Source organism: Candidatus Avelusimicrobium sp., from assembly GCF_050873505.1.
Classification (GTDB): domain Bacteria; phylum Elusimicrobiota; class Elusimicrobia; order Elusimicrobiales; family Elusimicrobiaceae; genus Avelusimicrobium.
Genome location: NZ_JBNMIY010000001.1, coordinates 139,589 through 160,421, shown reverse-complemented (window position 1 = coordinate 160,421; position 20,833 = coordinate 139,589). Strand labels below are relative to the sequence as shown.

General features: G+C 50.5%; 19 protein-coding genes and 1 tRNA gene. 17 read left to right on the top strand and 3 right to left on the bottom strand.

What is annotated here, in order from left to right; all coding sequences use genetic code 11:
- Positions 1-38: 38 nt before the first annotated feature.
- Positions 39-1,205 carry a [FeFe] hydrogenase H-cluster maturation GTPase HydF gene (gene hydF / locus ACR0QV_RS00765; protein WP_432634108.1) on the top strand — a complete coding sequence of 389 codons (1,167 nt, stop codon included), beginning with the start codon at positions 39-41 and terminating at the stop codon, positions 1,203-1,205.
- A gap of 82 nt (positions 1,206-1,287) precedes the next feature.
- Here hydF and ACR0QV_RS00760 read toward each other — a convergent pair whose 3' ends face one another.
- The gene (locus ACR0QV_RS00760) at positions 1,288-2,265 is read right to left on the bottom strand and encodes a class II fructose-bisphosphate aldolase (protein WP_432634107.1); all 978 of its coding nucleotides are present in this window, start codon (positions 2,263-2,265) and stop codon (positions 1,288-1,290) included.
- Positions 2,266-2,464: 199 nt separating this feature from the next.
- On the opposite strand from ACR0QV_RS00760, the gene ACR0QV_RS00755 reads away from it, so the two are divergent.
- The 5 genes from ACR0QV_RS00755 (at position 2,465) to ACR0QV_RS00735 (ending at position 9,095) form a co-directional block, all read left to right on the top strand.
- A complete protein-coding gene (locus tag ACR0QV_RS00755; RefSeq protein WP_432634106.1) occupies positions 2,465-3,505 on the top strand; it encodes a M42 family metallopeptidase in 1,041 nt (346 codons plus the stop codon).
- Positions 3,506-3,520: 15 nt separating this feature from the next.
- Positions 3,521-5,869: a hypothetical protein gene (locus ACR0QV_RS00750; RefSeq protein ID WP_432634105.1), complete on the top strand. Its 2,349-nt coding sequence runs from the start codon at positions 3,521-3,523 to the stop codon at positions 5,867-5,869.
- A 20-nt stretch (positions 5,870-5,889) separates the two neighbouring features.
- Positions 5,890-6,318, top strand: coding sequence for a PPC domain-containing DNA-binding protein (locus tag ACR0QV_RS00745; protein ID WP_428052317.1), 429 nt, complete (start codon positions 5,890-5,892; stop codon positions 6,316-6,318).
- A 919-nt stretch (positions 6,319-7,237) separates the two neighbouring features.
- Positions 7,238-8,449, top strand: a complete 1,212-nt coding sequence (locus ACR0QV_RS00740) for a hypothetical protein (protein WP_432634104.1) — start codon at positions 7,238-7,240, stop codon at positions 8,447-8,449.
- A 361-nt stretch (positions 8,450-8,810) separates the two neighbouring features.
- Positions 8,811-9,095, top strand: a complete 285-nt coding sequence (locus ACR0QV_RS00735) for a GIY-YIG nuclease family protein (protein ID WP_432634103.1) — start codon at positions 8,811-8,813, stop codon at positions 9,093-9,095.
- Between the two features lie 59 nt (positions 9,096-9,154).
- Here ACR0QV_RS00735 and hydG read toward each other — a convergent pair whose 3' ends face one another.
- Entirely contained in the window at positions 9,155-10,537 is a 1,383-nt protein-coding gene (hydG, locus tag ACR0QV_RS00730; protein ID WP_428052324.1) for a [FeFe] hydrogenase H-cluster radical SAM maturase HydG, read from the bottom strand.
- 66 nt (positions 10,538-10,603) lie between these two features.
- Here hydG and smpB point away from each other — a divergent pair, with 66 nt between their 5' ends.
- From smpB to ACR0QV_RS00685, 9 genes are all read left to right on the top strand, one after another.
- Positions 10,604-11,074, top strand: a complete 471-nt coding sequence (smpB, locus tag ACR0QV_RS00725) for an SsrA-binding protein SmpB (RefSeq protein WP_428052326.1) — start codon at positions 10,604-10,606, stop codon at positions 11,072-11,074.
- A 69-nt stretch (positions 11,075-11,143) separates the two neighbouring features.
- Positions 11,144-11,227, top strand: a tRNA-Leu gene (locus ACR0QV_RS00720).
- Between the two features lie 122 nt (positions 11,228-11,349).
- Positions 11,350-12,069: a hypothetical protein gene (locus ACR0QV_RS00715; protein WP_432634102.1), complete on the top strand. Its 720-nt coding sequence runs from the start codon at positions 11,350-11,352 to the stop codon at positions 12,067-12,069.
- 42 nt (positions 12,070-12,111) lie between these two features.
- Positions 12,112-13,362: a cell division protein FtsA gene (gene ftsA / locus ACR0QV_RS00710; RefSeq protein WP_432634101.1), complete on the top strand. Its 1,251-nt coding sequence runs from the start codon at positions 12,112-12,114 to the stop codon at positions 13,360-13,362.
- Positions 13,363-13,374: 12 nt separating this feature from the next.
- Positions 13,375-14,526 carry a cell division protein FtsZ gene (gene ftsZ / locus ACR0QV_RS00705; protein WP_432634100.1) on the top strand — a complete coding sequence of 384 codons (1,152 nt, stop codon included), beginning with the start codon at positions 13,375-13,377 and terminating at the stop codon, positions 14,524-14,526.
- Positions 14,527-14,540: 14 nt separating this feature from the next.
- Positions 14,541-15,632 carry a type IV pilus twitching motility protein PilT gene (locus tag ACR0QV_RS00700; protein ID WP_428060310.1) on the top strand — a complete coding sequence of 364 codons (1,092 nt, stop codon included), beginning with the start codon at positions 14,541-14,543 and terminating at the stop codon, positions 15,630-15,632.
- Position 15,633: 1 nt separating this feature from the next.
- The gene (gene cmk, locus ACR0QV_RS00695) at positions 15,634-16,314 is read left to right on the top strand and encodes a (d)CMP kinase (protein WP_432634099.1); all 681 of its coding nucleotides are present in this window, start codon (positions 15,634-15,636) and stop codon (positions 16,312-16,314) included.
- Positions 16,304-16,897, top strand: a complete 594-nt coding sequence (locus ACR0QV_RS00690) for a lysophospholipid acyltransferase family protein (protein ID WP_428060314.1) — start codon at positions 16,304-16,306, stop codon at positions 16,895-16,897. The genes cmk and ACR0QV_RS00690 overlap by 11 nt, the downstream gene beginning before the upstream one ends.
- Before the next feature lie 47 nt (positions 16,898-16,944).
- The gene (locus tag ACR0QV_RS00685; RefSeq protein ID WP_432634098.1) at positions 16,945-18,135 is read left to right on the top strand and encodes a S1 RNA-binding domain-containing protein; all 1,191 of its coding nucleotides are present in this window, start codon (positions 16,945-16,947) and stop codon (positions 18,133-18,135) included.
- Positions 18,136-18,507: 372 nt separating this feature from the next.
- Here ACR0QV_RS00685 and ACR0QV_RS00680 read toward each other — a convergent pair whose 3' ends face one another.
- Entirely contained in the window at positions 18,508-19,257 is a 750-nt protein-coding gene (locus ACR0QV_RS00680) for a CBS domain-containing protein (RefSeq protein ID WP_432634097.1), read from the bottom strand.
- A 68-nt stretch (positions 19,258-19,325) separates the two neighbouring features.
- Here ACR0QV_RS00680 and ACR0QV_RS00675 point away from each other — a divergent pair, with 68 nt between their 5' ends.
- Together ACR0QV_RS00675 and ACR0QV_RS00670 are read left to right on the top strand one after the other, a co-directional pair.
- Positions 19,326-20,510 (top strand): AlbA family DNA-binding domain-containing protein, encoded by a 1,185-nt coding sequence (locus tag ACR0QV_RS00675; protein ID WP_432634096.1) that lies wholly within the window; start codon positions 19,326-19,328, stop codon positions 20,508-20,510.
- On the top strand, positions 20,507-20,833 hold the full coding sequence (locus ACR0QV_RS00670) for a translation initiation factor (RefSeq protein ID WP_432634095.1): 327 nt from the start codon (positions 20,507-20,509) through the stop codon (positions 20,831-20,833). The genes ACR0QV_RS00675 and ACR0QV_RS00670 overlap by 4 nt, the downstream gene beginning before the upstream one ends.

Sequence of the window (20,833 nt, the reverse complement as noted above, 5' to 3'; positions counted from 1 at the left end):
ACGGACAGCGATAGGGGAAAAATATTATAATTCCTATTATGGTAAAAGTAAACAGGCTGCATATCGGCATTTTTGGAAAAATGAACGTGGGCAAAAGTTCCCTCATTAACACCCTGACGGGGCAGGAAGTTTCCGTCGTGGCCGCCCACCCGGGTACGACGACGGACCCCGTTAAAAAGATTATTGAAATTTTGGGCATTGGCCCGGTAACCTTGGTGGATACCGCCGGGATTGACGACGCTTCCGCCTTGGGCGCGCAACGCGTGCGCCGCACAAACGAAGCCTTGGACCAAGTGGATTTGGCGATTTTGGTGTTCACGGGCGAATTGGATTCGTACGACAAAAATTTAATGCAACTGTGCACCGCGCGCAAGGTGCCGTTCTTTTTAGTGCATAACAAAAGTGATTTGCGTAAGTTAAGCGCGCAAGTTAAGGGTGTAGATATAGTGGATTTTTCGTGCAAGGCGCCGTACTTGCCTGTTCTGCTGGATATGATTAAAAAGCACCTGCCCAAGAGTTCCTATTCGCAGGATGTTTTGTTGGATGATTATGTGGAACGCGGGGACGAGGTAGTGCTGGTGATTCCGATTGACGCTTCCGCGCCCGAGGGCCGCCTTATTCTGCCGCAGGTGCAGACGATACGCAACTTGCTTGATATCGGTGCGGTGGCCGTGTGCTTAAAGGACACCGAGTTGCGCGAATATTTGCGCACGCATACACCAAAACTGGTGGTAACGGATTCCCAAGCGTTTAAATACGTCAGTTCCGTGGTTCCGCCCACTATCCCGCTGACGAGTTTCAGCATTTTGTTTTCGCGCTTAAAGGGGGATTTTGACGCGTATTTAAAGGGTACGCGTGCGATTGATACTTTGCAGGAAGGCGATAAGGTGCTGATTATGGAGTCTTGCTCCCACAGCGTGAACAAGTGCGACGACATCGGCCGGACAAAAATTCCCAACTGGCTGCAAAAGTACACGGGCAAAAAATTGCAGTTTACCGTGGTAGCCAATTTGGATGCTTTGCCGGACGATGCCCAAACTTACAAATTGGCCATACAATGCGGTGGCTGTATGGTAACGCGCACGCAGATTATGCGGCGGCTGAATATTTTAAAGGAAAAGGGCGTCGCGCTTTCCAACTACGGCTTAACGATAGCCTATTGCAACGGTATTTTTAACCGCGTAACGGAAATATTTAGAAGGTAACCACAAAGGTAAACTTACAAAATCAGACGTAATAAAAAACCCCCGGCGTTAAACCGGGGGTTTTTCAATCAAAACAAGTTACTTATTTAATGCGGCCGGCGGAACCGAAGACGTTCTGGTTCTTTTCTGCATACATTTTGATAAGTTCTTCGCGGGCCGGGCCCAAGTATTTGCGCGGGTCAAATTCGCTGGGTTTGGTGGCGAAGATTTTGCGGATGGTGGCGGTCATTACCAAGCGGCCATCGGAGTCCACGTTGATTTTGCACACAGCCATTTTGGCGGCTTTGCGCAGTTGTTCTTCGGGCACGCCGGCGGTGTTTTCCAATTTGCCGCCGTATTCGTTGATTTGTTTGACGGCCCATTGCGGAACGCTGGAAGAACCGTGCAATACAATCGGGAAACCGGGCAAGCGTTTGGAAACTTCTTCCAAGATATCAAAGCGCAGTTCAGGCAATTTTTCGCCGGGTTTCACTTTGAATTTGTAAGCGCCGTGGGAAGTACCGATAGAAATAGCCAAGGAATCCACGCCGGTGCGTTTTACAAAGTCTTCCACTTGGGCGGGGTCGGTGTAGGTGTGGTGTTCGGCGGAAACTTCGTCTTCAATACCGGCCAAAACGCCGAGTTCGCCTTCTACGGTTACATCGTGTTGGTGCGCGTATTCCACTACTTTTTTGGTAAGGGCTACGTTTTCTTCGTACGGCAAGTGAGAGCCGTCAATCATTACGGAAGAGAAACCATTGTCAATGCAGTCTTTGCACAGTTCAAAGGAATCGCCGTGGTCCAAGTGCAAGCAGAGCGGTACCGGTTTGCCGATTTCGTTCATCATTTCCACCGCGCCGCGGGCCATCCAGCGCAAGAGCGTGGAGTTGGCATATTGGCGGGCGCCTTTGGAAACCTGCAAGATTACCGGGGAGCCGGTCTGTACACAAGCGGTAACAATCGCTTGCAACTGTTCCATATTGTTAAAGTTGTAAGCCGGAATGGCATAGCCGCCAGCCATAGCGTCTTTGAACATCTGTCTGGTGTTTACCAGACCCAGTTCTTTATAAGAAACGGTCATTGGACATCCTCCTAAAAAATATTTCTGTCCTAAATATTTTACTATTTTTTGCGTTTTGTGGGGCGGGGGAATTGGATTAGTTACTGTGCCGGGTGCATTAAAGAGTGCGCGCGCGTTCGTAAATCAGACGGAAAAACTTGCAAAAAAACGCCTTTGTGGGTATAATGTAGGTACCTTAACTGCCTAAAAGTGAGTAAAAATGGACGCAAAACTGGATTTTTCTATTCTTAAAACCTTAACCGAACTTCCCGGCGTGTCCGGCCGCGAAACCGCCGTGCGGGAATATCTTAAAAATTTGCTGAAAGATTCGGCGGACGAAATCCGTACCGACGCTTTGGGCAATTTGATTGTTTTTAAAAAGGGCACTTCGGACAAGAATTTGCTTTTTTGCGCGCATATGGACGAAGTCGGCCTGATGATTCACTTTGTGGACGAGCGCGGTTTTTTGCGCTTTGTAACCGTGGGGGGAATTGACCCCCGCACGCTCTTGGCCCAGCGGGTGCGCGTGCAAACTAAATCGGGCGCGCTGTTGGGAATTATTGATACCAAGCCCGCGCACATCACCACCGAGGCAGACCGCGGCAAGGCGCTAGGCGTAAAGGAACTTTTTATTGATTTGGGGCTCCCCGCGGAAGAGGTCAAAAAACGCGTGGAACCCGGCGATTGGGCGGTTTTGGACCGTAATTACGAAGAATTTGGCGACGGTAAAATTTCCGCCAAGGCGTTAGACAACCGCGCGGGCGTGTTTGTATTGTCCGAGGTGGTGCGCGCCTTAAAAAATCCCTTTTATAATGTATATGCTGTTTTTACGGTGCAGGAAGAAGTCGGCTTGCGCGGGGCCACTACGGCGGCTTATGGCGTAAATGCCGATGTTTCCCTATGTTTAGACACCACGGGCGCGGCGGATATTCCCGGTTGCGCGCCGCAAGATTATATTTGTTCGTTAGGTGGCGGCGTGGGGATTACGGCCCTGGACGCGCGGACGATTACGCCCGAAGGGTTATTTAACGAACTCAAACAGATTTGTGATACGCACAATATCCGCAGGCAGGTGCGCGTGGCACCCCGCGGCGGAAACGATGCAGGCGCGGTGCACTTGTCCAAAACAGGTGTGCCCACTTGCGGGTTGTCAGTTCCCACGCGCAACATCCACTCCAATGTGGAAATTGTCAGTAAACAAGACTTGGAAGATACCTTCCGCCTGGCATACTGGGCGGCACAAAACGGTCTGAAAGCATAGGCCGGAGGATAAATTATGAGTACATTTCAATTAGGCAAAAAAAGAGCCATTTTCTTGGACGTAACCGACTATTTAAATAACCCCGCTTACCAAATAAGCGAGGAGGATAAAAAAGCCCTTTCGCGCTTGGATGTAGCCTACCGCGCGTTGGTATCCCTTTTATATAACTATGTGCCCACTTCCGGCCACCCGGGGGGCAGTATTTCCAGCGGGCGGTTTGTAGAACACCTGTTGTATAAGGATATGGCGTACGATATTACGCACCCGCACAAGGACGAAGCCGATATTATTTCCTATGCGGCGGGGCATAAAGCCTTGGGCCTGTATGCTATGTGGGCCTTGCGCAACGAGTGCGCGCGTATTGCCGCGCCGGAACTCTTGCCCGCAAGCGATAAAGAACAACTGCGCTTGGAGGATTTGCTCGGCTTCCGCCACCCCAAAGTGCAGGGAACCCCTTTATTTAAAAAATTCCACTCCAAAGCCTTGGGCGGCCACCCGGAACCCTTGGTTCCGTTTGTGCGCACCTCTACGGGCGCGAGTGGCGTGGGCGACGGCTCGGCTGTCGGTTTGGCGTTGGCCGCGGCGGATGCGTACGGCGAAAATTGCCCCGTGGTGCACATTGTGGAAGGCGAAGGCGGCTTAACGGCCGGGCGCGTGAGCGAAGTGGCCGGTATGGCGGCTACGGCGCAACTGAAAAACGCGGTCTTCCATATTGACTGGAACGAAGCCTCTATTGAAAGCGAACGCGTAACTGCCGACGGGGAACACCCCGGAGATTATGTACAATGGAACCCGATGGAGTTCTTCTATATCCACGATTTTAACGTTATCCGCGTGCCGAACGGCCACGATTACAACCAAATCCATATTGCGCACAAACTGGCGGAAGAAATTTCAAACCACCAGCCCACGGCGATTGTCTATCGCACGGTAAAGGGGTGGCATTATGGTATTGAGGGCAAGGCCTCTCACGGATCCGGCCACAAGTTCGCTTCCGAAGGGTTTTATAAATCCTTGGAAGAGTTTGAAACCACCTTTAATGTCAAATTCCCGCATTTTGAGGGCGACAAAACCGCTGAAAATGTGGAAAAATACTACTGGGACAGTTTGCTGACCGTCCGCCACGCGTTGGAAGCGGATAAGACGGTAGCCGCCTTTGGCGCGGCGCAGTTAAAGGCCGCCAGCCAAAAGTTGGCCGCCAAAAATCGCACCGTCCGCGCGGACTTGGGCAACTGCCAGGACCTTTACACCAAATTCCACGAGGGCGAAGTTCCGGCGGAATTTGTGTTTGAAAAGGGCAAATCCTACACCACCCGCGGTATTTTGGGTGCGGTGCTGGCGTATTTGAACAAACATACGAACGGTACGATTTTAACCGCGTCCGCCGATTTGTACGGCTCCACGGGTGCCGCGGCGATTGCTAAGGACTTCCCGGCGGGCAATTTTAACACGCAGACCAATCCGCTTTCTCGCCGTTTGGCGGGCGGTGGCATCTGCGAGGACGGTATGGCCGCTCTTTGCACGGGTATTTCCGCCTTTGGAAAACACATCGGCGTGGCGGCTTCGTACGGGGCGTTTTTAGCCTTTGAACACGTGGCGGCCCGCTTGCACGCTATCGGCGTACAATGTGCGCGCGAAGCAGGCGTGAACCCCAATACCTTTATTATGTTTAACGGACACGCCAGCGTGCCCACCGGCGAGGACGGCCCGACGCACGCCGACCCGCAGTCCTTGCAACTGGTGCAGGACAACTTTCCAAAAGGCGCTTGCATTACCATTACGCCCTTGGAAGTAGATGAAATTTGGCCGCTTACTGTGCGCGCTTTATCCTTGCGCCCGGCGGTGTTTGCACCGTTTGTGGTGCGCCCTTCTTACGCGTTTATGGACCGCGAAGCCTTGGGCGCCGACCCGGCGATTAACGCCGTAAACGGTGTGTACTATTTGCGCCGCGCCAAAGGCAAGGCCGCTGGTACGGTGATTGTACAGGGCGCGGGCGTGGGCCGCATTGTGGTAGAAAAAGTATTGCCTGCTTTGAACGCGGGCGGGCCGGACTTAAATGTGCTGTATGTAGCCAGCCGCGAACTGTTTGAAGCGTTGCCGAAAGCGGAACAGGACAAAATCTTGCCGCCCGAAATGCTGCGCACGGCTATGGGCATTACGGACTTTACGCTCCCGACCCTAGATTGCTGGCTTAACAGCGTGGCGGGCCGCGCGCACTCGCTCTACCCGCATAAAAAAGGCGAATTTTTATCCAGCGGTTCGGCTGACAAAGTCTATCAAGAAGCCGGACTGGACGGCGCTTCCCTGTTGGCGGCGTTAAAAGACTACGCACGCGATTTGGCGCAAGCCCAAGCGTGGATGTAACATATTTATAGGAGATTAAAATGGCAGAAGAAAAACCTTATTTAACCGGACGGACGTATTTATTTAAACTCCCCAAAGGAAAAGATTTGTTGGAAACCTTGGCCGATTTTTGCCACGATAACCAAGTAAAATGCGGTATCGTAAGCGTAATGGGCTCGGTGTCCAACGCGACGGTTGGCGTGTATGACCAAGCCAAAAAGAAATACGATAAAAAAGTAATCAACGAGGAAATGGAACTGATTTCCCTCACGGGTAATATCAGCATCCAGGATAACCGCCCCCAAGTGCACGCGCACGTGGTGATGTGCGGCAAGGATTACAACGCCATCGGCGGCCACTTGTTCCCCGGCACTAAGATTTACGTTTGCGAAGCGTATATCCAGGAACTGGTGGGCGAACCCAAGGTAAGACGCTCCGACAAGGTTACCAAACTTTCGCTTTGGGCCTAACCCGGGCTTATAAGTATTTATCCCGCGCTTGTATTTATATACACGTGCGGGATTTTTTACGTTTAAATGAGAGATTATTTTGAATTGGTGACCCGCAGGGGGGCTTGTTGTCCGTCTTTGCCGTCATCCCCGAAGGTTTCTGTCGGGGATCTGTCTTTATTAAATAAAGCAACAACAGCAAAAAACAGATTCCCGACTACGACACTCGGGAATGACGGCTTTATAAAAAAAGAAGGTCATCCTGAATTGCCGCATTACCGCTAGGCGGCACCCCGTAGTGTTCTTATACGGGATCTATTAATGGGGTTTCAGGATCTACAAATTGGGTTGTTAGTCGTTGTTGTCTCCCCGTAGTGTTTGGCGGGGCGCAGGGGTCGTGGTTTTTTTGCCGTTTTGCCGTCATCCCGTAATGTTCTTATACGGGATCTGTTTTTGTTGTGTTGTTTGGTTGTTATCGTCGTTGTCGTCATCCCCGCGAAATTGGTGGCCCGCAGGGTTCGGGGGACTTGTTGTATGTCTTTGTTGTCATCCCCGAAGGTTTCTGTCGGGGATCTGTCTTTATTAAATAAAGCAACAACAGCAAAAAACAGATTCCCGACTACGACACTCGGGAATGACGGCTTTATAAAAAAAGAAGGTCATCCTGAATTTATTTCAGGATCTACAAATTGGGTTGTTTGTTGCTGTTGGACTTAACGGAAAACGACTCCTAAAAGCCCTGCTCTCTGCCAAACACTCCGGGAGGGAGAAAAAGAGCCTAGCACCCGCATTTTTCTATCCCCTTGGCAAAAGGGCTATCATAATACAAAGTATTTATTCCCTAAGTCAAGCGGAAAATAAAAAAGGGGTTGCCAAAGCGTAAAGAAAAGAGTTTAATAAAAAAGTAGGGTAGTAAAAATTACATAGGAGGACGTACCTAATGAAGAAACTACTAGGCTTGCTCTTGGCTATGACTATGGCGTGGCCTGTTACGGCAAGTGCAGAAGTGCTCAAAAACGTGGACCTCAAAGGTGAAATCCAGACGATTGCCTCTGATGCCCGCCACGATAAAACAGATGTATATAAATCCGGCACGAATTTCCGCGTATTGGCTGGTTTGTCCGCTGATTTAGTGGAAGACGTAAGAGCCAATGTGCTGTTTCAATATAACGACGCTTGGTTGAGCGGTACCGAAGGCAACACCGTACAGAACTATTGGGACGAAGTCCGCTTGGCCGAAGCCAATGTGGTGCTTTCCAACCTGTTCTGCTGCTTGGAAGCCACGGTCGGCCGCCAATTCTATGGCGATGAAGACAGCGCCGTTATGTATTTCGGCCCCAACCACTATGTGTTCGGTATGAACAACGCCCCGTCTTTGGACGGCGCTAAACTGGTTTATAGCGACGATTTTAAAACCTTCACGATGCTCGCCGGTAAATTGGTTACCTATAGAACGGTTCCATCCCCTGCGGGACCTTCTACTGTCGTAGATGATAATTGGACCGTTTATGGCTTGGACTTGAAATTGAACCTGACCGATACCTTGACCGCCCAAGTTTACGGTTATGATTTTATGAACAGCAAATATGATGCTGCCAGGGAAAAGAGACACGAAGGTTTCTATGGCGCCAAGGCCACCTTTGCGCCCGAAGCCGCTACGTTAAGCGCGGAATATGCCCGCGGTTACGAAGCCAACAGACTGTTTAGAGAAGGCAATGACTCTCCGTATATGGTGAAAGTGGATGCGGCCCTGAATATGGACGTAATCACTCCCAGAGCGGCTTTCTACTATGCCAAAGGTGTAGTTTCTCCGTTTGGTAACTACTACCCCGGTTTGGCTATCGGCCACGTATTTGCGGGTTGGGGTGACCCCTTTGCTTACTACTCTTCTGATGGTGTGAGAATGTTCAATGTGGGTGTGGACTATGCGTGGAACAAGTTTGTGTTCTCCTTGGACGGTTTCTCCTTCCAAGATCGCACCGCCAAAGATGCCTCCACTTGGGAAGCCGACTTGGTGGCCAAATACAACCACAACGATTATGTCCAACTCTTTGCCGGTATTGGTTATGCTAAATACGGCACGGAACTCAAAGAATCGCAGGATACCAAAGACAACACCGTTGGCCAGTTGGGTATGTTGATTAAATTCTAACTTAACTGACTGCTGATAGTTTTGTTGTAAGCCCCGCCCTCGTGGCGGGGCCTTTTGCTGTGTGGTTTTGTTGTCATCCGGTAGGGGAGACGGCGCGCAGGGCTCGGGAATTTGTTGTTTATAAAATTAAGGTCATTCTGGAAGGTTTCTGTCCAGAATCCGTTGTTTTCCTCTTTTTTAATAACGACAGATCCTGGACTACAACTTTCCAGGATGACGACAACGACTAACAATAGGGCCAACAGCAACCACAGATTCTGGAACGCTCCGCGCCGGCAACCCTTCCAGAATGCCCTTAATTTTATGAACACAGTAATAAATCCTTGTGTTAAAATGCGGGGTTTATTGTTATAATTTTTTTATGTCTTTTGTGTATATTTTGACTAATGCCACCAATCAGGTTTTGTATATTGGGGTTACGAATAATTTAGTTCGTCGTGTGTATGAACACCGTACGAAAATAGTGCCCGGTTTTACCGAACGTTATCACTTAAATAAGTTGGTATATTATGAGTGCTATACGGATATTGTTCAGGCCATAGAGCGGGAAAAAGTGCTTAAATTTTGGAAAAGAGCGTGGAAAAAGCGATTAATTAGTAAGTTTAACCCCGATTGGAAAGATTTATATTCGGAAATTTGCTTATAAAAACCCCGCCCCGGTCAAAAAACCAGGGCGGGGGAAAATAAACCATTGGTAAAGCAGAACTAAAAGTATAAGTCCCGCTTGCCGGCCTTTATTTTGGCCAAATTCTCGTCAATCATTTTGCGCACAGGTGTTCCCTCTTTAAAGGCTTCCTTAGTCGTGCTGTCAATGAGCGCGTAACCTTTGGCCTTTAACGGGGCGGGGGCAAAATCCTCCAAGTATTCGGCAAACGTAAACATAGCATTGGGCAGACAATGCGTTTTAATAAGCCCGGGTTTGGCCATATCCATAAAGTCCTTGCCCACGCGGCCCAAACGGTAGCAGCCCGTGCAGAAGGACGGCATATGCTTGGCGTCCACTACGGCGTCAATCACTTCGGCCAAGGAACGGCTGTCCGTCAGCGTAAATTGGCTCCCGTTTTGCTTGTCGTAGGAATATCCGCCGGGGTTCACGCACGAGGCGGCCGAAATCTGCGATACGCCCAATTCCAAGCAGGCATTGCGCATTGCCGGGGATTCGCGGGTGCTTAAAATAATGCCCGTGTACGGTACGGCCAAGCGCAGAACGGCTACGCACTTTTTAAATTCGTCGTCGCTCAATACATCGTTGGGGTGCTGGCTGAAATCGGAGCCCTCGGCGGGTTCAATGCGCGGAATAGAAATCGTATGCGGACCCACGCCGTAGGTTTTGTCCAAATACCACGAGTGTTCCAAGGTGGCCAAAATCTCGTATTTGTGGTCGTACAGGCCTAAGAGCGGCCCAATGCCCACGTCATTAATGCCCGCCTGCAAGGCGCGGTCCATCGCGTCCAAGCGGAACTGGTAGTCCTTTTTGGCGCCCGCCAGGTGCAGTTTTTCGTAGGTTTCCTTGTGATACGTTTCTTGGAACAACTGGTAAGTGCCGATGTTGCACTTTTTTAACTCTTCAAATTCGGGCTCCGTCAGCGGGGCTATGTTTACGTTCACGCGGCGGATGTTCTGCCCGTTCCAGCGGGTGTCGTAAATGGTTTTAATGCTGTCATACACATATTGCAGGCCGCCGCCGGGATAGGCTTCTCCGGCCACCATTAAAATGCGTTTGTGGCCTTGCTGTAAAAGGGCGGTAACCTCTTGGCGGATTTCGTCCTGCGTGCTGGCGTGGCGCTTTAAATGGGTGTTGGAGCGGCGGAACGCGCAATATACGCACTCGTTGGTGCAAATGTTGGAAATATACAGCGGTGCAAAAAGTACAATGCGGTTGCCGTAAATGGCTTCCTTTACATATTTGGCCGCGGCGAATAAATCGTTTAGCAGTTTTTTGTCCGTAATGTTTAACAGTACGGCGGCTTCTTCAAGCGAAATGCCCTTTAACAGGCGGGCTTTGTTTAAAATTTCCGTTACTTCGGAGTCCGTATGGGACTTGGCTTTTTCCAAAGTGCGTTGCAGTTTTTCGTTGTCTATAATCATATATATATGATACCACTTTTGGGGGTTGCCGTTCCCCGCGGCGCGCGGATTTGCTATCATATATCTATGCCGAAGAAAGAATCCGTTTTGGTCGTTTGCTCCAACCGCAAAGCGTACCACGATTATTTTATTGAAGACACTTACGAAGCCGGGCTCGCGCTGTTGGGGGCGGAAGTAAAATCCGTCCGCCAAAAGGAACTGAGTTTGGAGGGGAGTTTTGTGCGGGTAGAAAACGGTACGGCGCGCGTGTATAATATGCACGTAAAGCCGTACAAGTTTAACTCGCTGGTGGAACTGGACCCCACGCGCCCGCGCCAACTGTTGCTCAACAAAAAGGAATTGCGCAAATTGGCGGCCAAGGCCGAAATTAAGGGGTATTCCTTGGTGCCGGTAGAGGTGTATTTCAAAAACGGGTGGGCTAAGTTAAAATTGGCCGTAGCCAAGGGGAAGCACTTGTTTGACAAGCGCGAAAGTTTAAAAAAGCGCGATTTAAACCGCGAAATGGAACAGCATTTTAAGAACAATATCCGCTTTTAACCCCGGCGGCCGCAATACAAAATAAAATGCTGGATTTTTTCTTCGGAATATTCTAAAATATACTTAATTGGGCGGGTGGCGGAATTGGCAGACGCGTACGGCTCAGGACCGTATGGACGAAAGTCCTTAAGGGTTCAACTCCCTTTCCGCCCATTTTATTTTTGGTTCCACCGACTATGAGAAAGAATGACTACCGGCCGAAAGCGGCGTCTTTAAGAAGCAGAAAACGCAGCCCTCGGCAAAAGAGAGGGTCATCCTTTTTTTTTAAACTTTTTTTGTGGCTTATCGTGTTGGGGCTCGTCGGCGGGGCCTGTTTTGCCGTCTCTAAAACCTATCAACTTTTAGTCCACGCCCAGTGGACCAACTGGCACGCCAAGGAGATTGCCGTTTCGGGCGTTTCCGGCCAGTTAAATAAGGATTTATCATCCCTGTCCGCCAAATACAAGGGGCAGGCCTTTTCGTTAAAGGATTCTGCCGCCCTGCGCGAGAATATTGTGCGCCAATACCCGATGTTAAAAAACGTCTCCGTCAGCCGCGGTATTTTAAGCGGCAAACTAACCGTGTCGGCCAAGCACCGCGTGCCGGTGGCCAAATTTGTGTTGCCGGACGAATCGGTCAAATACATTGACGGCGACAGCACCGTGTATTCCGACCCGGCGCCCAATGTGCTAAATCCCGTGCCGTTTGTGGAGTTGGAAGGGGACGTGCCGGAAAAGTTAAGCCCGGAGTTTATTGATTTGGTGGAAAGCACCTTAAAGTTAAAAAAAGAACTGGATTATGCTTTTTTGCGGATGAATTTGAAGGAAAACACCGTAAAAATGTATATGCCGGACGGGTCTTTTATTGACTTCGGCGAGGCGAAGAACCTCAAAAAAAAGGCGGTCCGCGCGGCGCAGATTATGGCTTTTTCGCGCGACAGATACACGCATCCGCTCCAACTGGATTTTGAATTTTTTGAATACGGAAAAGTTTTTTTAAGACAGAAGTTTCATTAAGTTTTATAATAGAAGTAAGATAAATTTTTTTAGGTGGATTTTATGGCTAAAACGAATCTTATTGCAGGGCTGGACGTCGGCAGCGGAAAGTTGACTTGTATCGCCGCCGCACACGATTTTGAAACCAATACGTTAAAGGTGCTCGCCGGGCGGAGTGTTCCGTGCCGCGGGATTAAGGGGGGGATGGTGTCGGATATCCGCGAAACGTCCGCCGCCGTTACCCATATTTTAAGCAGCATTGAACGCGAGTGCAACCAGCGCATCGGCAGTTTGTACGTCGGTGTGCGCGGGGCGCATTTGGAATCTTTTTCCAACCACGGGACGTATAACATTTCCCGTATGGATAAAGAAATTACCCAGGCCGATATGGAACTGGCGATTGAAAACGCCAAGGCTATGCCCATTAAAAACGATAACGAAATTATCAACGTAATTACCCAAGGGTACGCGATTGATAAGCAAAAGGGCATTACCAACCCGGAGGGGATGGAAGGCTCCCTGTTGGAGGTGGACGTCCATATTACGACGGGCTCTTCTACGCATATTAACAACTTGGCGAAGGCTATCCAACGCCCGGGATACAATATTGACGATACGATTTACGGCTTGGTGCCGCTGGCGGATGCCGTGCTTACGCAAGAGGAAAAGGAAATCGGCGCAATGCTGATTGATTTTGGCGGGGAAACAATGTCCGTCGGTATTTACATTGACGGTATTTTAAAGTTCTCGCGCGATATTCCCTACGGTTGTGATTTGATTACCAGCGATTTGTCCCGTTTGCTCCACACCAGCCGCCAAAACGCCCGCGAAATTAAGGAAAAATACGGCGTGGCGTTCCCGACGTTCTTGGACGAGGAAGGGGAAATCCCGGTGCCGTCCTTGGACGGGCGCAGTACGCATAACATCAAAAAGAGTTATGTGTTGGATATCATCCAGCCGCGCGTAGAGGAACTGATTGAACAAGTCGGCCGCGTGGTGGATACGTCCGGCTATAAGAATTTCCCTGTGGTGGGCGTCGTAACGGGCGGCGGTTCCGTAATGCCGGGCATTACCGAGCATTGCGTGAGCATTTTGGGCTTGAAGGAAGTCCGCCGCGGTATCGTCCAGCGCGATTTGATTACAAGCGACGAACAATTTTTTGACCCGCTTTACAGCACCGCTATGGCGCTTGTCATTTATGCGGCGGGTAACCCGGGTTACGACGATTACGGCTCCGGCTCGTACGATAACGGCGGGTCGCTGTTCGGTAAATTGGGTAAATTTATCAAAGGGCTGGATATTTTTGGTAATTAAGGACGTTTTCTTATGAAAGATTTATTTATGCCGGCCGGCTCGTTTGAGAGCAAAAAGGCCAAAATTAAAGTCATCGGCGTGGGCGGCGGCGGCGGAAACGCCATCAACCATATGGTCAGCGCCGGAATTAAAGACGTGGATTTTATTGCCGTCAATACCGATGCGCAGGACTTACGCCGCAACCAAGCCCCCTATTTGGTGCAGGTGGGGGAAAAGATTACCAAGGGTTTAGGTGTCGGCGGCGACCCGGAAAAGGGTAAAAAAGCGGCCGAAGAATCCAAGGAAAAGTTAAAACTCATCATTGGCCAATGCGATTTGCTGTTTATCACGGCCGGTATGGGCGGCGGCACGGGTACGGGCGTGGCCCCGTATTTGGCCAAACTTGCCAAAGAAATTTACGGCGACGATTTGTTGGTGGTGGGCGTAGTTACGCGCCCGTTTAATTTTGAAGGGTACGTCCGCGAAAAGCAGGCCGACGAAGGCATTAAGGAAATGCAAAAGTATGTGGACTCTATGATTATTGTCCCGAACGAAAAACTTTTTGCTAACATTGACCCGGAAACCTCGTCGCGCGATGCGTTTAAAATGGTGGATGAGGTGCTGTTGCAGGCCGTAAAGGGCATTTCCGAAGTGATTACCAAGCCGGGCGAGGTAAACATTGACTTTAACGATATCCGCAAGGTAATGTGCCACTCGCATAAGTCCCTTATCGGCATCGGCGAGGCCAGCGGCCCGGGGCGGCATTTGTTGGCCGTCAAGCAGGCTATTTCTTCGCCGCTGCTGGAAAACGCCGATATCCGCGGTGCAAAAGGGTTTATCGTACACTTTTCCGCCGAGGAAAACCTGACGCTTTTGGAACAGGGCGAGGTAATGAATTTAATCCGCCAGTACGCCAGCAACGATTCTATTATTATGTTCGGCCACTCGTATGATTCCTCCTTAAACGGAATGTTTAAGGTTACCGTAATTGCTACGGGTTTCAGCGCCGAAAAGGCCAGCGTGTTTAGCGCGCGCAGGCCGCTTCCAAACGCCGGTATGCCGGCTTCTTTTTCTGTTAAAAAACCCACGGCCGAGGATGTGTTCACAGCCTTTGAACCCAAAACCTCCGAGCCCGAGGATGCAATGCTTATCCCGGCGTGTTTGCGCCGCAAAAAAAACCGGTAATATAGGAGAACTTTATGGCGGTAGGATTACAAAGTTTATTAAGAACGGTAGTGGACAACAAAGCCAGCGGCTTGCATATCCGCGGCAATTCCAATGCGTATGTGCGTTTAAACGGGCAGATGAAGCCCATTGACGACAGTTTTGTGCCTAATGACGAAGTGAAGAAAATGGCTTATGCTTGTATGGGTGAACGCGAACGCCGCATTTTTGAACAGTACAGCGCGGTGGACTTTTCGTTAGACGCCAAATCCTTTGGCCGCTTCCGCTTTAACGTGTTCCGCCAAATGGGTAAAATTTGTATGGCTATCCGCCATATTCCGCTCAAAATTCCTACCTTTGAAGAACTCCGCCTGCCGGGCGATATTTTGCGCAAAATGTCTAACACGCGCCGCGGGCTCATCTTGGTAACGGGTATGACGGGCTCCGGTAAAACGTCCACCTTGGCCGCGATGATTGACCACATCAATAAAACCCGCGCCGGCCACATTTTAACGATTGAAGACCCTATTGAATTTATGCACACGGACAATCATTGTATTGTCAGCCAGTTGGAACTGGGCGTGGATACGCCGTCCTACACGGCGGCCCTGCGCGCGGCTATGCGCCAGGACCCGGACGTTATTTTAATCGGCGAATTGCGCGACCCCGAAGTAATGCGCGCCGCTATCGGCGCGGCGGAAACGGGCCAGTTGGTATTGGGCACGATGCACACGGTAAACGTAACGCAGACGCTTTCGCGCTTGGTGGATGCTTTCCCGGTGGAACAGCACGACCAGGTAAGACTCCAACTTTCCGAACTTATCCGCGGGATTGTCTGCCAGCGCTTACTGCCGACGATTAAACCCGGTATGCGCCCGGCGTTAGAGGTGTTGGTTTCTACGCCGCAGGTCCGCAAACTGATTTTGGAAAATAAACCCAGCGATTTGCAAAAGGCTATGCAGCAGGGCGAGTTCTACGGTATGAACACCTTTGACCAAGCCCTCGCGCACTTGTACAAAGAGGGCGCCATTGACCTGGAAACGGCCCAGTCCGCCGCCACCAGCCCCGATGCCATTATGTTGGCTATCCGCGGCGTAAGCGGCAGTTTGGATGCGGTGAACGAATAATATGCGCACGAACGGATATTTAATTGCTATTGACGGAACCGCCGGAACGGGTAAATCTTCGGTGGGATGCGCGGTTGCCGCGCACTTGGGCTATGGCTTTTTAAGCACGGGGGAAATGTACCGCGCATTAGCCTACAAGGTGTTTGCCAAAAAAATTAACCCCGAAGACCACGATGCGGTGTTGGAAGCCGCGCGCCAGTTGCGCTTTACGTTTATGCGCCAGCCGGACGCCAAACTCAAAATGTTTGTGGACGGGGAATATTTGGGCGATAAACTCCACTTGGAAGAAGTGGGCGCGGTTGCCAGCCGCGTTTCCACCAACGGCGAAGCCCGCCGCGTGCTGACCGACAAAATGCGCGACGTAGGCGAGGACGGCGGCGTGGTAATGGAAGGGCGCGACGTGGGAACGGTGGTGTTCCCGGATGCGGAACTAAAATTTTATTTGGATGCGTCCGCCGAGGAACGCGCCAAACGCCGCGTAAAACAGTTAAAGGAAGCGGGGCAAAAGGCCGATTATAACCAAATTTTAAAAATGATTCAGGAGCGCGACTACCGGGACAGCCACCGCGCCGTCAGCCCCTTAAAACCGGCGGAGGATGCAGTGATAATTGACACTTCGTCCCTTACGATGCAGCAGGTAATTGATACGGTTTTGGAGAAAATCAAACACTATGCTTCTTAATTTGATAAAATTAATAGCAAGGATTTATTTTAAAACCTTTTACGACTTTAAGGTAGAAGGGCTTGAAAATATCCCCAAAACGGGCGCCCTGATTATTGCAGGGAACCATTTGTCCAATGCGGACCCGCCGGCTATCGGCAGTTTTGCCGGGCTCGTGCGTGATTCCCGCTTTGTGGCCAAAAAGGAACTGTTTTCGGTTCCCGGCTTGGGTTGGTTCTTCCGCCGCAGCGGATATATCCCGGTGGACCGGGCGCGCTCTATGGATGCGTTTAGTTCGTTGCAGTCGGTCGTGCACGCCTTGGAAAAGGGCGAAAGCGTGGTAATGTTCCCGGAAGGAACCCGCAGTAAAACGGGCAAACCGCAAAAACCGAAGAGCGGCATTGGCTATCTGGTCTATACGACGGGTGCGCCGGTGCTCCCGGTGAAAGTGGAAGGAACCTTTGGTTGGCCGTGGGTGCGCAAAATCCGTGTGAAATTCGGCACGGTAATGCACTTGGAAAAAGACCCGGCCTTGGACCATAAAGCGCAGTACAAACAATTTGCAAATAAAATAATGGAAGAAATAAATTCAATTAATATCTAACGGAGGTTACGCAGTCCTCCCGCAGGGAAGGACTGTAATAAGGACTTATGACGATGAACGAAGAAATCAAAAATACCGAAGACACAATTAACGAACAAGAAATGACGATGGCCGAGTTAATTGCGCAGCAAGAGTCTTTATCGGAGAAGTTGTACAAAAAAGAAATTGTAGAAGTACCCGTAGTACAGATTAACCAAGATTATATTTTGGTGGATACCGGCGCTAAAAAAGAAGGCGCGATTGCCGTTTCCGAATTTGAAGGCAAAACGCTTCCCGCCGTGGGCGACACCATTTCTGCCGTGCTCGTAAAACGCGGTAGCGACGAACGCCCGTCCATCTTGTCCCACAAGAAAGCCTTGGAATACTTGGGCTGGGACATCTGCAAAAAAGCCTACGAAGCCAAAGAACGCGTAAAAGGCACCATTGTGCAATGCGTAAAGGGCGGTTATATTGTGGAAGTGTTCGGCGTGAACGGTTTTATGCCGCTTTCCTTGTCTGAACTCCACACCGCTTACAAACACTATTTACCCGTAGGCGCCAAAATCAAAGCCCAAATCGTAGAATTTGCCAAGGAAAAACAGAAACTCATCATTTCCCGCAAACAAGTGTTGGAAGAGGACGAAGCCGTCCGCCGCGAACAGGTGTTGGGCGAAATTAAAGAAGGCGAAGTGTTGCGCGTAGTCGTTTCCAAGGTTGACAAGGACAAATTGTTCTTGCGCTTCCACGGCATTGAAGGCGTGGTAAACTTGGAAAACATCGCTTGGAAGGAGCCCGAAACCGCTATTTCCAATTTCCGCCGCGGTCAACGCCTTAAAGCCAAACTCTTAAAATTGGACAAAGAAACCCCGAGATTGGAGTTCGGTTTGAAGCAACTCTTCTTGAACCCGGCCGACGCGTTGAAACGCCGCTATCCGTACAAGAGTTCCGTTAAAGCCGTCATTACCAAAGTGGATGCCGAAAACGGTGTAGAATGCACCATCGGCAAAAACAACACCAAAGGGTTTATCAGCCCCTTTGAAATGGGACGCGACTTTACCGCCAAGGAAGGCGACACCATCACCGCGCTCGTCGTGGGTGTGGACCCGGAAACCTTTACGGTGAACCTCTCCGTCAAGAAATACGACCAAGTGCAAAACCGCAAAGTGGTCGCCCAGTATTTGAAACAGGCCCCGCGCCCGACCCTCGGTCAGTTGTTGCAGGACTCTTTCAAAACCACTTCTGACGAAGACAACAAATAAGTTAGATATTATTGAATACAAACCCGGAGCATATTTCCTATGCCCCGGGTTTTTTCTGTGTATTGTAGTCATCCTAGAAAGTTAGCCGGCGCGGAGCGTTCCAGGATCTGTTGTTATTAATAAAGTGGAAAAAGACAGATACTAAAATGCTCCGCGCCAGCAAACTTTCCAGTATGATCTTTTAGATAACAACCACTTAGTTGTCATCCCCGAGGGTTTCTGTCGGGGATCTGTCGTTTCGTAAGAGAACAAGAACAGCAAAAACAGATTCCCGAGCGTTCCACGCCGGCTACCTTCGGGAATGACACCAAAAAGGTCATCCCGGAGTGTTTTTATCCGGGCTCTCGTTGTTATTAAAACAAAGGTTGTTCTTTATTTCGTAAGGCGGGACCAAAGAGAGGTCTTTTCGGTTGTTGCAGGTAGGGCTTCTTTGAGTAAAACGCCCAGTAGAACGCCTTTTTCGTTCACCACGGGTAAGGAATCCGTTTCCGCTTCCGCAAACGCTTTACGGGCCTTTTCAGCCTTGTCTTGCGGGTGCAAAAAATCCGCCGGGTTCATTACGCTACCGCAAACAGATTGGGGCGTATAAAAAGCCAGTTCCGCCGTGCGGATAACGCCCTTCAATTCGCCGTCTTTCCCGGTAACGTAGCAAGCCGTGGGCAATTTTTTGCGCGGCAAACTTTTAAGCCGCTCTATCAGGGCGGAGAGTTTGCTTTCCGTGCGGACGGACACAAAATCCGTACGCATCAGCCGCCCCACGCTGTCGGGCGCAAAGGAATTGGCTTCCGCCAGCAGTTTTACAAAGGCGGGCTCCAAGGCAGAGGAAAGTCGTTCGCGGTACGGGGTGGAAAACTCCTTCCACAATTTGGCCGACTGCTCCACATTTAACCGCGCCAAAATATACGAGGCCTGCTTTAACGGCAAACGCCGCAAAACAGCCGCGGCCTTGGGCGGGTCCATCGGGTTCAAACAAGCCACCACCACCTGCGCTTTCAGCGGGCCGATTAACAGCAATACTTCGTGCGTGGCTAAGGACGCCAGCGCGCGGGCGGCCTCTTGCGGAGCCGCCAAAATAAATTTTTCAGTTATTACGCCCGCCAAGGCGTGCATTGGGGAGTTCATTTAAATAAACCTCTGTTAATTTATTATAATAAATTAACGCCCGATAAGGCCAAACTGCGAGGTATAAAATGTTTTTTAATAAACCCTTTCACGCCGTAACCTTTCAAGACGTAGTGCAATTCTGCCGCCGGGGCCTGCCCGAGGGCAAGCAGTTGGACTACAAATACATTATGCCCAAGAACCGCGAAAAATTCGCCAAGACGATAGCCTCGTTTGCCAACGCCTTGGGCGGCCTTATCATCCTGGGCGTGCAGGACGACCGCAACGACCGCCCCAAACCGCCCTTTACCGGGATTCCGTACCACGAAAAAATGCGCAACTCCATTGAGGACGTCATCCAAGTATATATTGACCCGATTGTCTTCGTGGATATTAATATTTGTTTGAGCCCGCGCGGGGACAGGATGTTTGTGCTTATCAATATCCCGCAGAGCAATTTAACCCCGCACTTGGTCGGCCCCTCCAAACGGGCGTATATCCGCACGGGGCAGAGCAGCCGCCCGGAAATTATCGTTCACCCGTCTAAACTGCCGTGGCTGTTGGACCACCGCCAAAAATCCGAGCGCTTGCGGCATATTCTCTACGATAAGGCCGAAAGCCATTTTGACAATTATTTAAAAACGATGAATGTATCTGCCGACGGCGAGACGGTTTGTACGTTATCCCTGTTGCCGATGTACCCGGACGAACCGCTGACCGATTATAAAAAACTGCCCGAAATGATAGCGGCCTCTTCTTCGCACGCGGACTACGGCACAATGGCCAATCCCGATTATCCGCTCCGCCCGGTGCAGGACGGCGCGGCTGTGATTTCCAACACGCGCGGCGTATATAAAATGACGGAATTTAACGATTACGGGCTTATTATGAACAAGCAAATCGCTACCCGCGAGGAACTGTTTAACGGGCACACATCTAAAACCGTGCGTATAGAAGTATTGGCGCAACATTTGACGCTGTTTCTGCTGACGGCGCGCAAATTTTTATCCCTCTTGGCCTTTGGCGGACCGCTGTATTTCCGCTTTAAAATGAATAACACCCGCGCCTTGCGCGCTTTGTTGGGCAAGCGGCAGGCCACCGTGCTGGAAGATTATTTGCGCTTGGATAGGGAAATTACCTTGTCCGACCTGGAAACCCGCCTGCCGGAGTTACTCACGGATGTGTTGCAGGAAGCGGCTTGGTCCCTTGGGCTCCGCACGGAAAACAACGAGATTAAGGATTTAATTAAACACACCTTGGGGGAAGCCAAATGAGCGAAATTTTTTATTCCACTGACCCGAATTTTTGCCCGCATTGCAAGCATATCCCGTGTGTTTGCAACCAACTGGGTGCGCCTAAAAAGCAAACTGAGCCCGTGCGCGTGCGTTTTGTAAAAAACGCCAAGGGGAGCGGTATGACGGTGGTAGAAAAATTGCCGCTTCACCCGCAGGGCAAAGAAGATTTGCTTAAAAAAATGAAGAAATCCTTGGGTTGCGGCGGTACGGTCAAAGAGGGGCGGTTGGAAATCCAAGGCGATAAAAAACTGCGCGCGGCCCAAATGTTGGAAAAAGAGGGCTACAAGGTCCGCGTGTTATAG

Bases quoted from the DNA above. Each gene is read 5' to 3' on its own strand.
- smpB (WP_428052326.1), top strand. From the start codon at position 10,604: ATGCCGAAGAAAGAATCCGTTTTGGTCGTTTGCTCCAACCGCAAAGCG.
- ACR0QV_RS00685 (WP_432634098.1), top strand. From the start codon at position 16,945: ATGACGATGAACGAAGAAATCAAAAATACCGAAGACACAATTAACGAA.
- ACR0QV_RS00680 (WP_432634097.1), bottom strand. From the start codon at position 19,257: ATGAACTCCCCAATGCACGCCTTGGCGGGCGTAATAACTGAAAAATTT.
- ACR0QV_RS00700 (WP_428060310.1), top strand. From the start codon at position 14,541: ATGGCGGTAGGATTACAAAGTTTATTAAGAACGGTAGTGGACAACAAA.
- ACR0QV_RS00755 (WP_432634106.1), top strand. From the start codon at position 2,465: ATGGACGCAAAACTGGATTTTTCTATTCTTAAAACCTTAACCGAACTT.
- ftsA (WP_432634101.1), top strand. From the start codon at position 12,112: ATGGCTAAAACGAATCTTATTGCAGGGCTGGACGTCGGCAGCGGAAAG.
- ftsZ (WP_432634100.1), top strand. From the start codon at position 13,375: ATGAAAGATTTATTTATGCCGGCCGGCTCGTTTGAGAGCAAAAAGGCC.
- ACR0QV_RS00760 (WP_432634107.1), bottom strand. From the start codon at position 2,265: ATGACCGTTTCTTATAAAGAACTGGGTCTGGTAAACACCAGACAGATG.
- ACR0QV_RS00745 (WP_428052317.1), top strand. From the start codon at position 5,890: ATGGCAGAAGAAAAACCTTATTTAACCGGACGGACGTATTTATTTAAA.
- hydF (WP_432634108.1), top strand. From the start codon at position 39: ATGGTAAAAGTAAACAGGCTGCATATCGGCATTTTTGGAAAAATGAAC.
- ACR0QV_RS00675 (WP_432634096.1), top strand. From the start codon at position 19,326: ATGTTTTTTAATAAACCCTTTCACGCCGTAACCTTTCAAGACGTAGTG.
- ACR0QV_RS00750 (WP_432634105.1), top strand. From the start codon at position 3,521: ATGAGTACATTTCAATTAGGCAAAAAAAGAGCCATTTTCTTGGACGTA.
- cmk (WP_432634099.1), top strand. From the start codon at position 15,634: ATGCGCACGAACGGATATTTAATTGCTATTGACGGAACCGCCGGAACG.
- hydG (WP_428052324.1), bottom strand. From the start codon at position 10,537: ATGATTATAGACAACGAAAAACTGCAACGCACTTTGGAAAAAGCCAAG.
- ACR0QV_RS00670 (WP_432634095.1), top strand. From the start codon at position 20,507: ATGAGCGAAATTTTTTATTCCACTGACCCGAATTTTTGCCCGCATTGC.
- ACR0QV_RS00735 (WP_432634103.1), top strand. From the start codon at position 8,811: ATGTCTTTTGTGTATATTTTGACTAATGCCACCAATCAGGTTTTGTAT.
- ACR0QV_RS00740 (WP_432634104.1), top strand. From the start codon at position 7,238: ATGAAGAAACTACTAGGCTTGCTCTTGGCTATGACTATGGCGTGGCCT.
- ACR0QV_RS00690 (WP_428060314.1), top strand. From the start codon at position 16,304: ATGCTTCTTAATTTGATAAAATTAATAGCAAGGATTTATTTTAAAACC.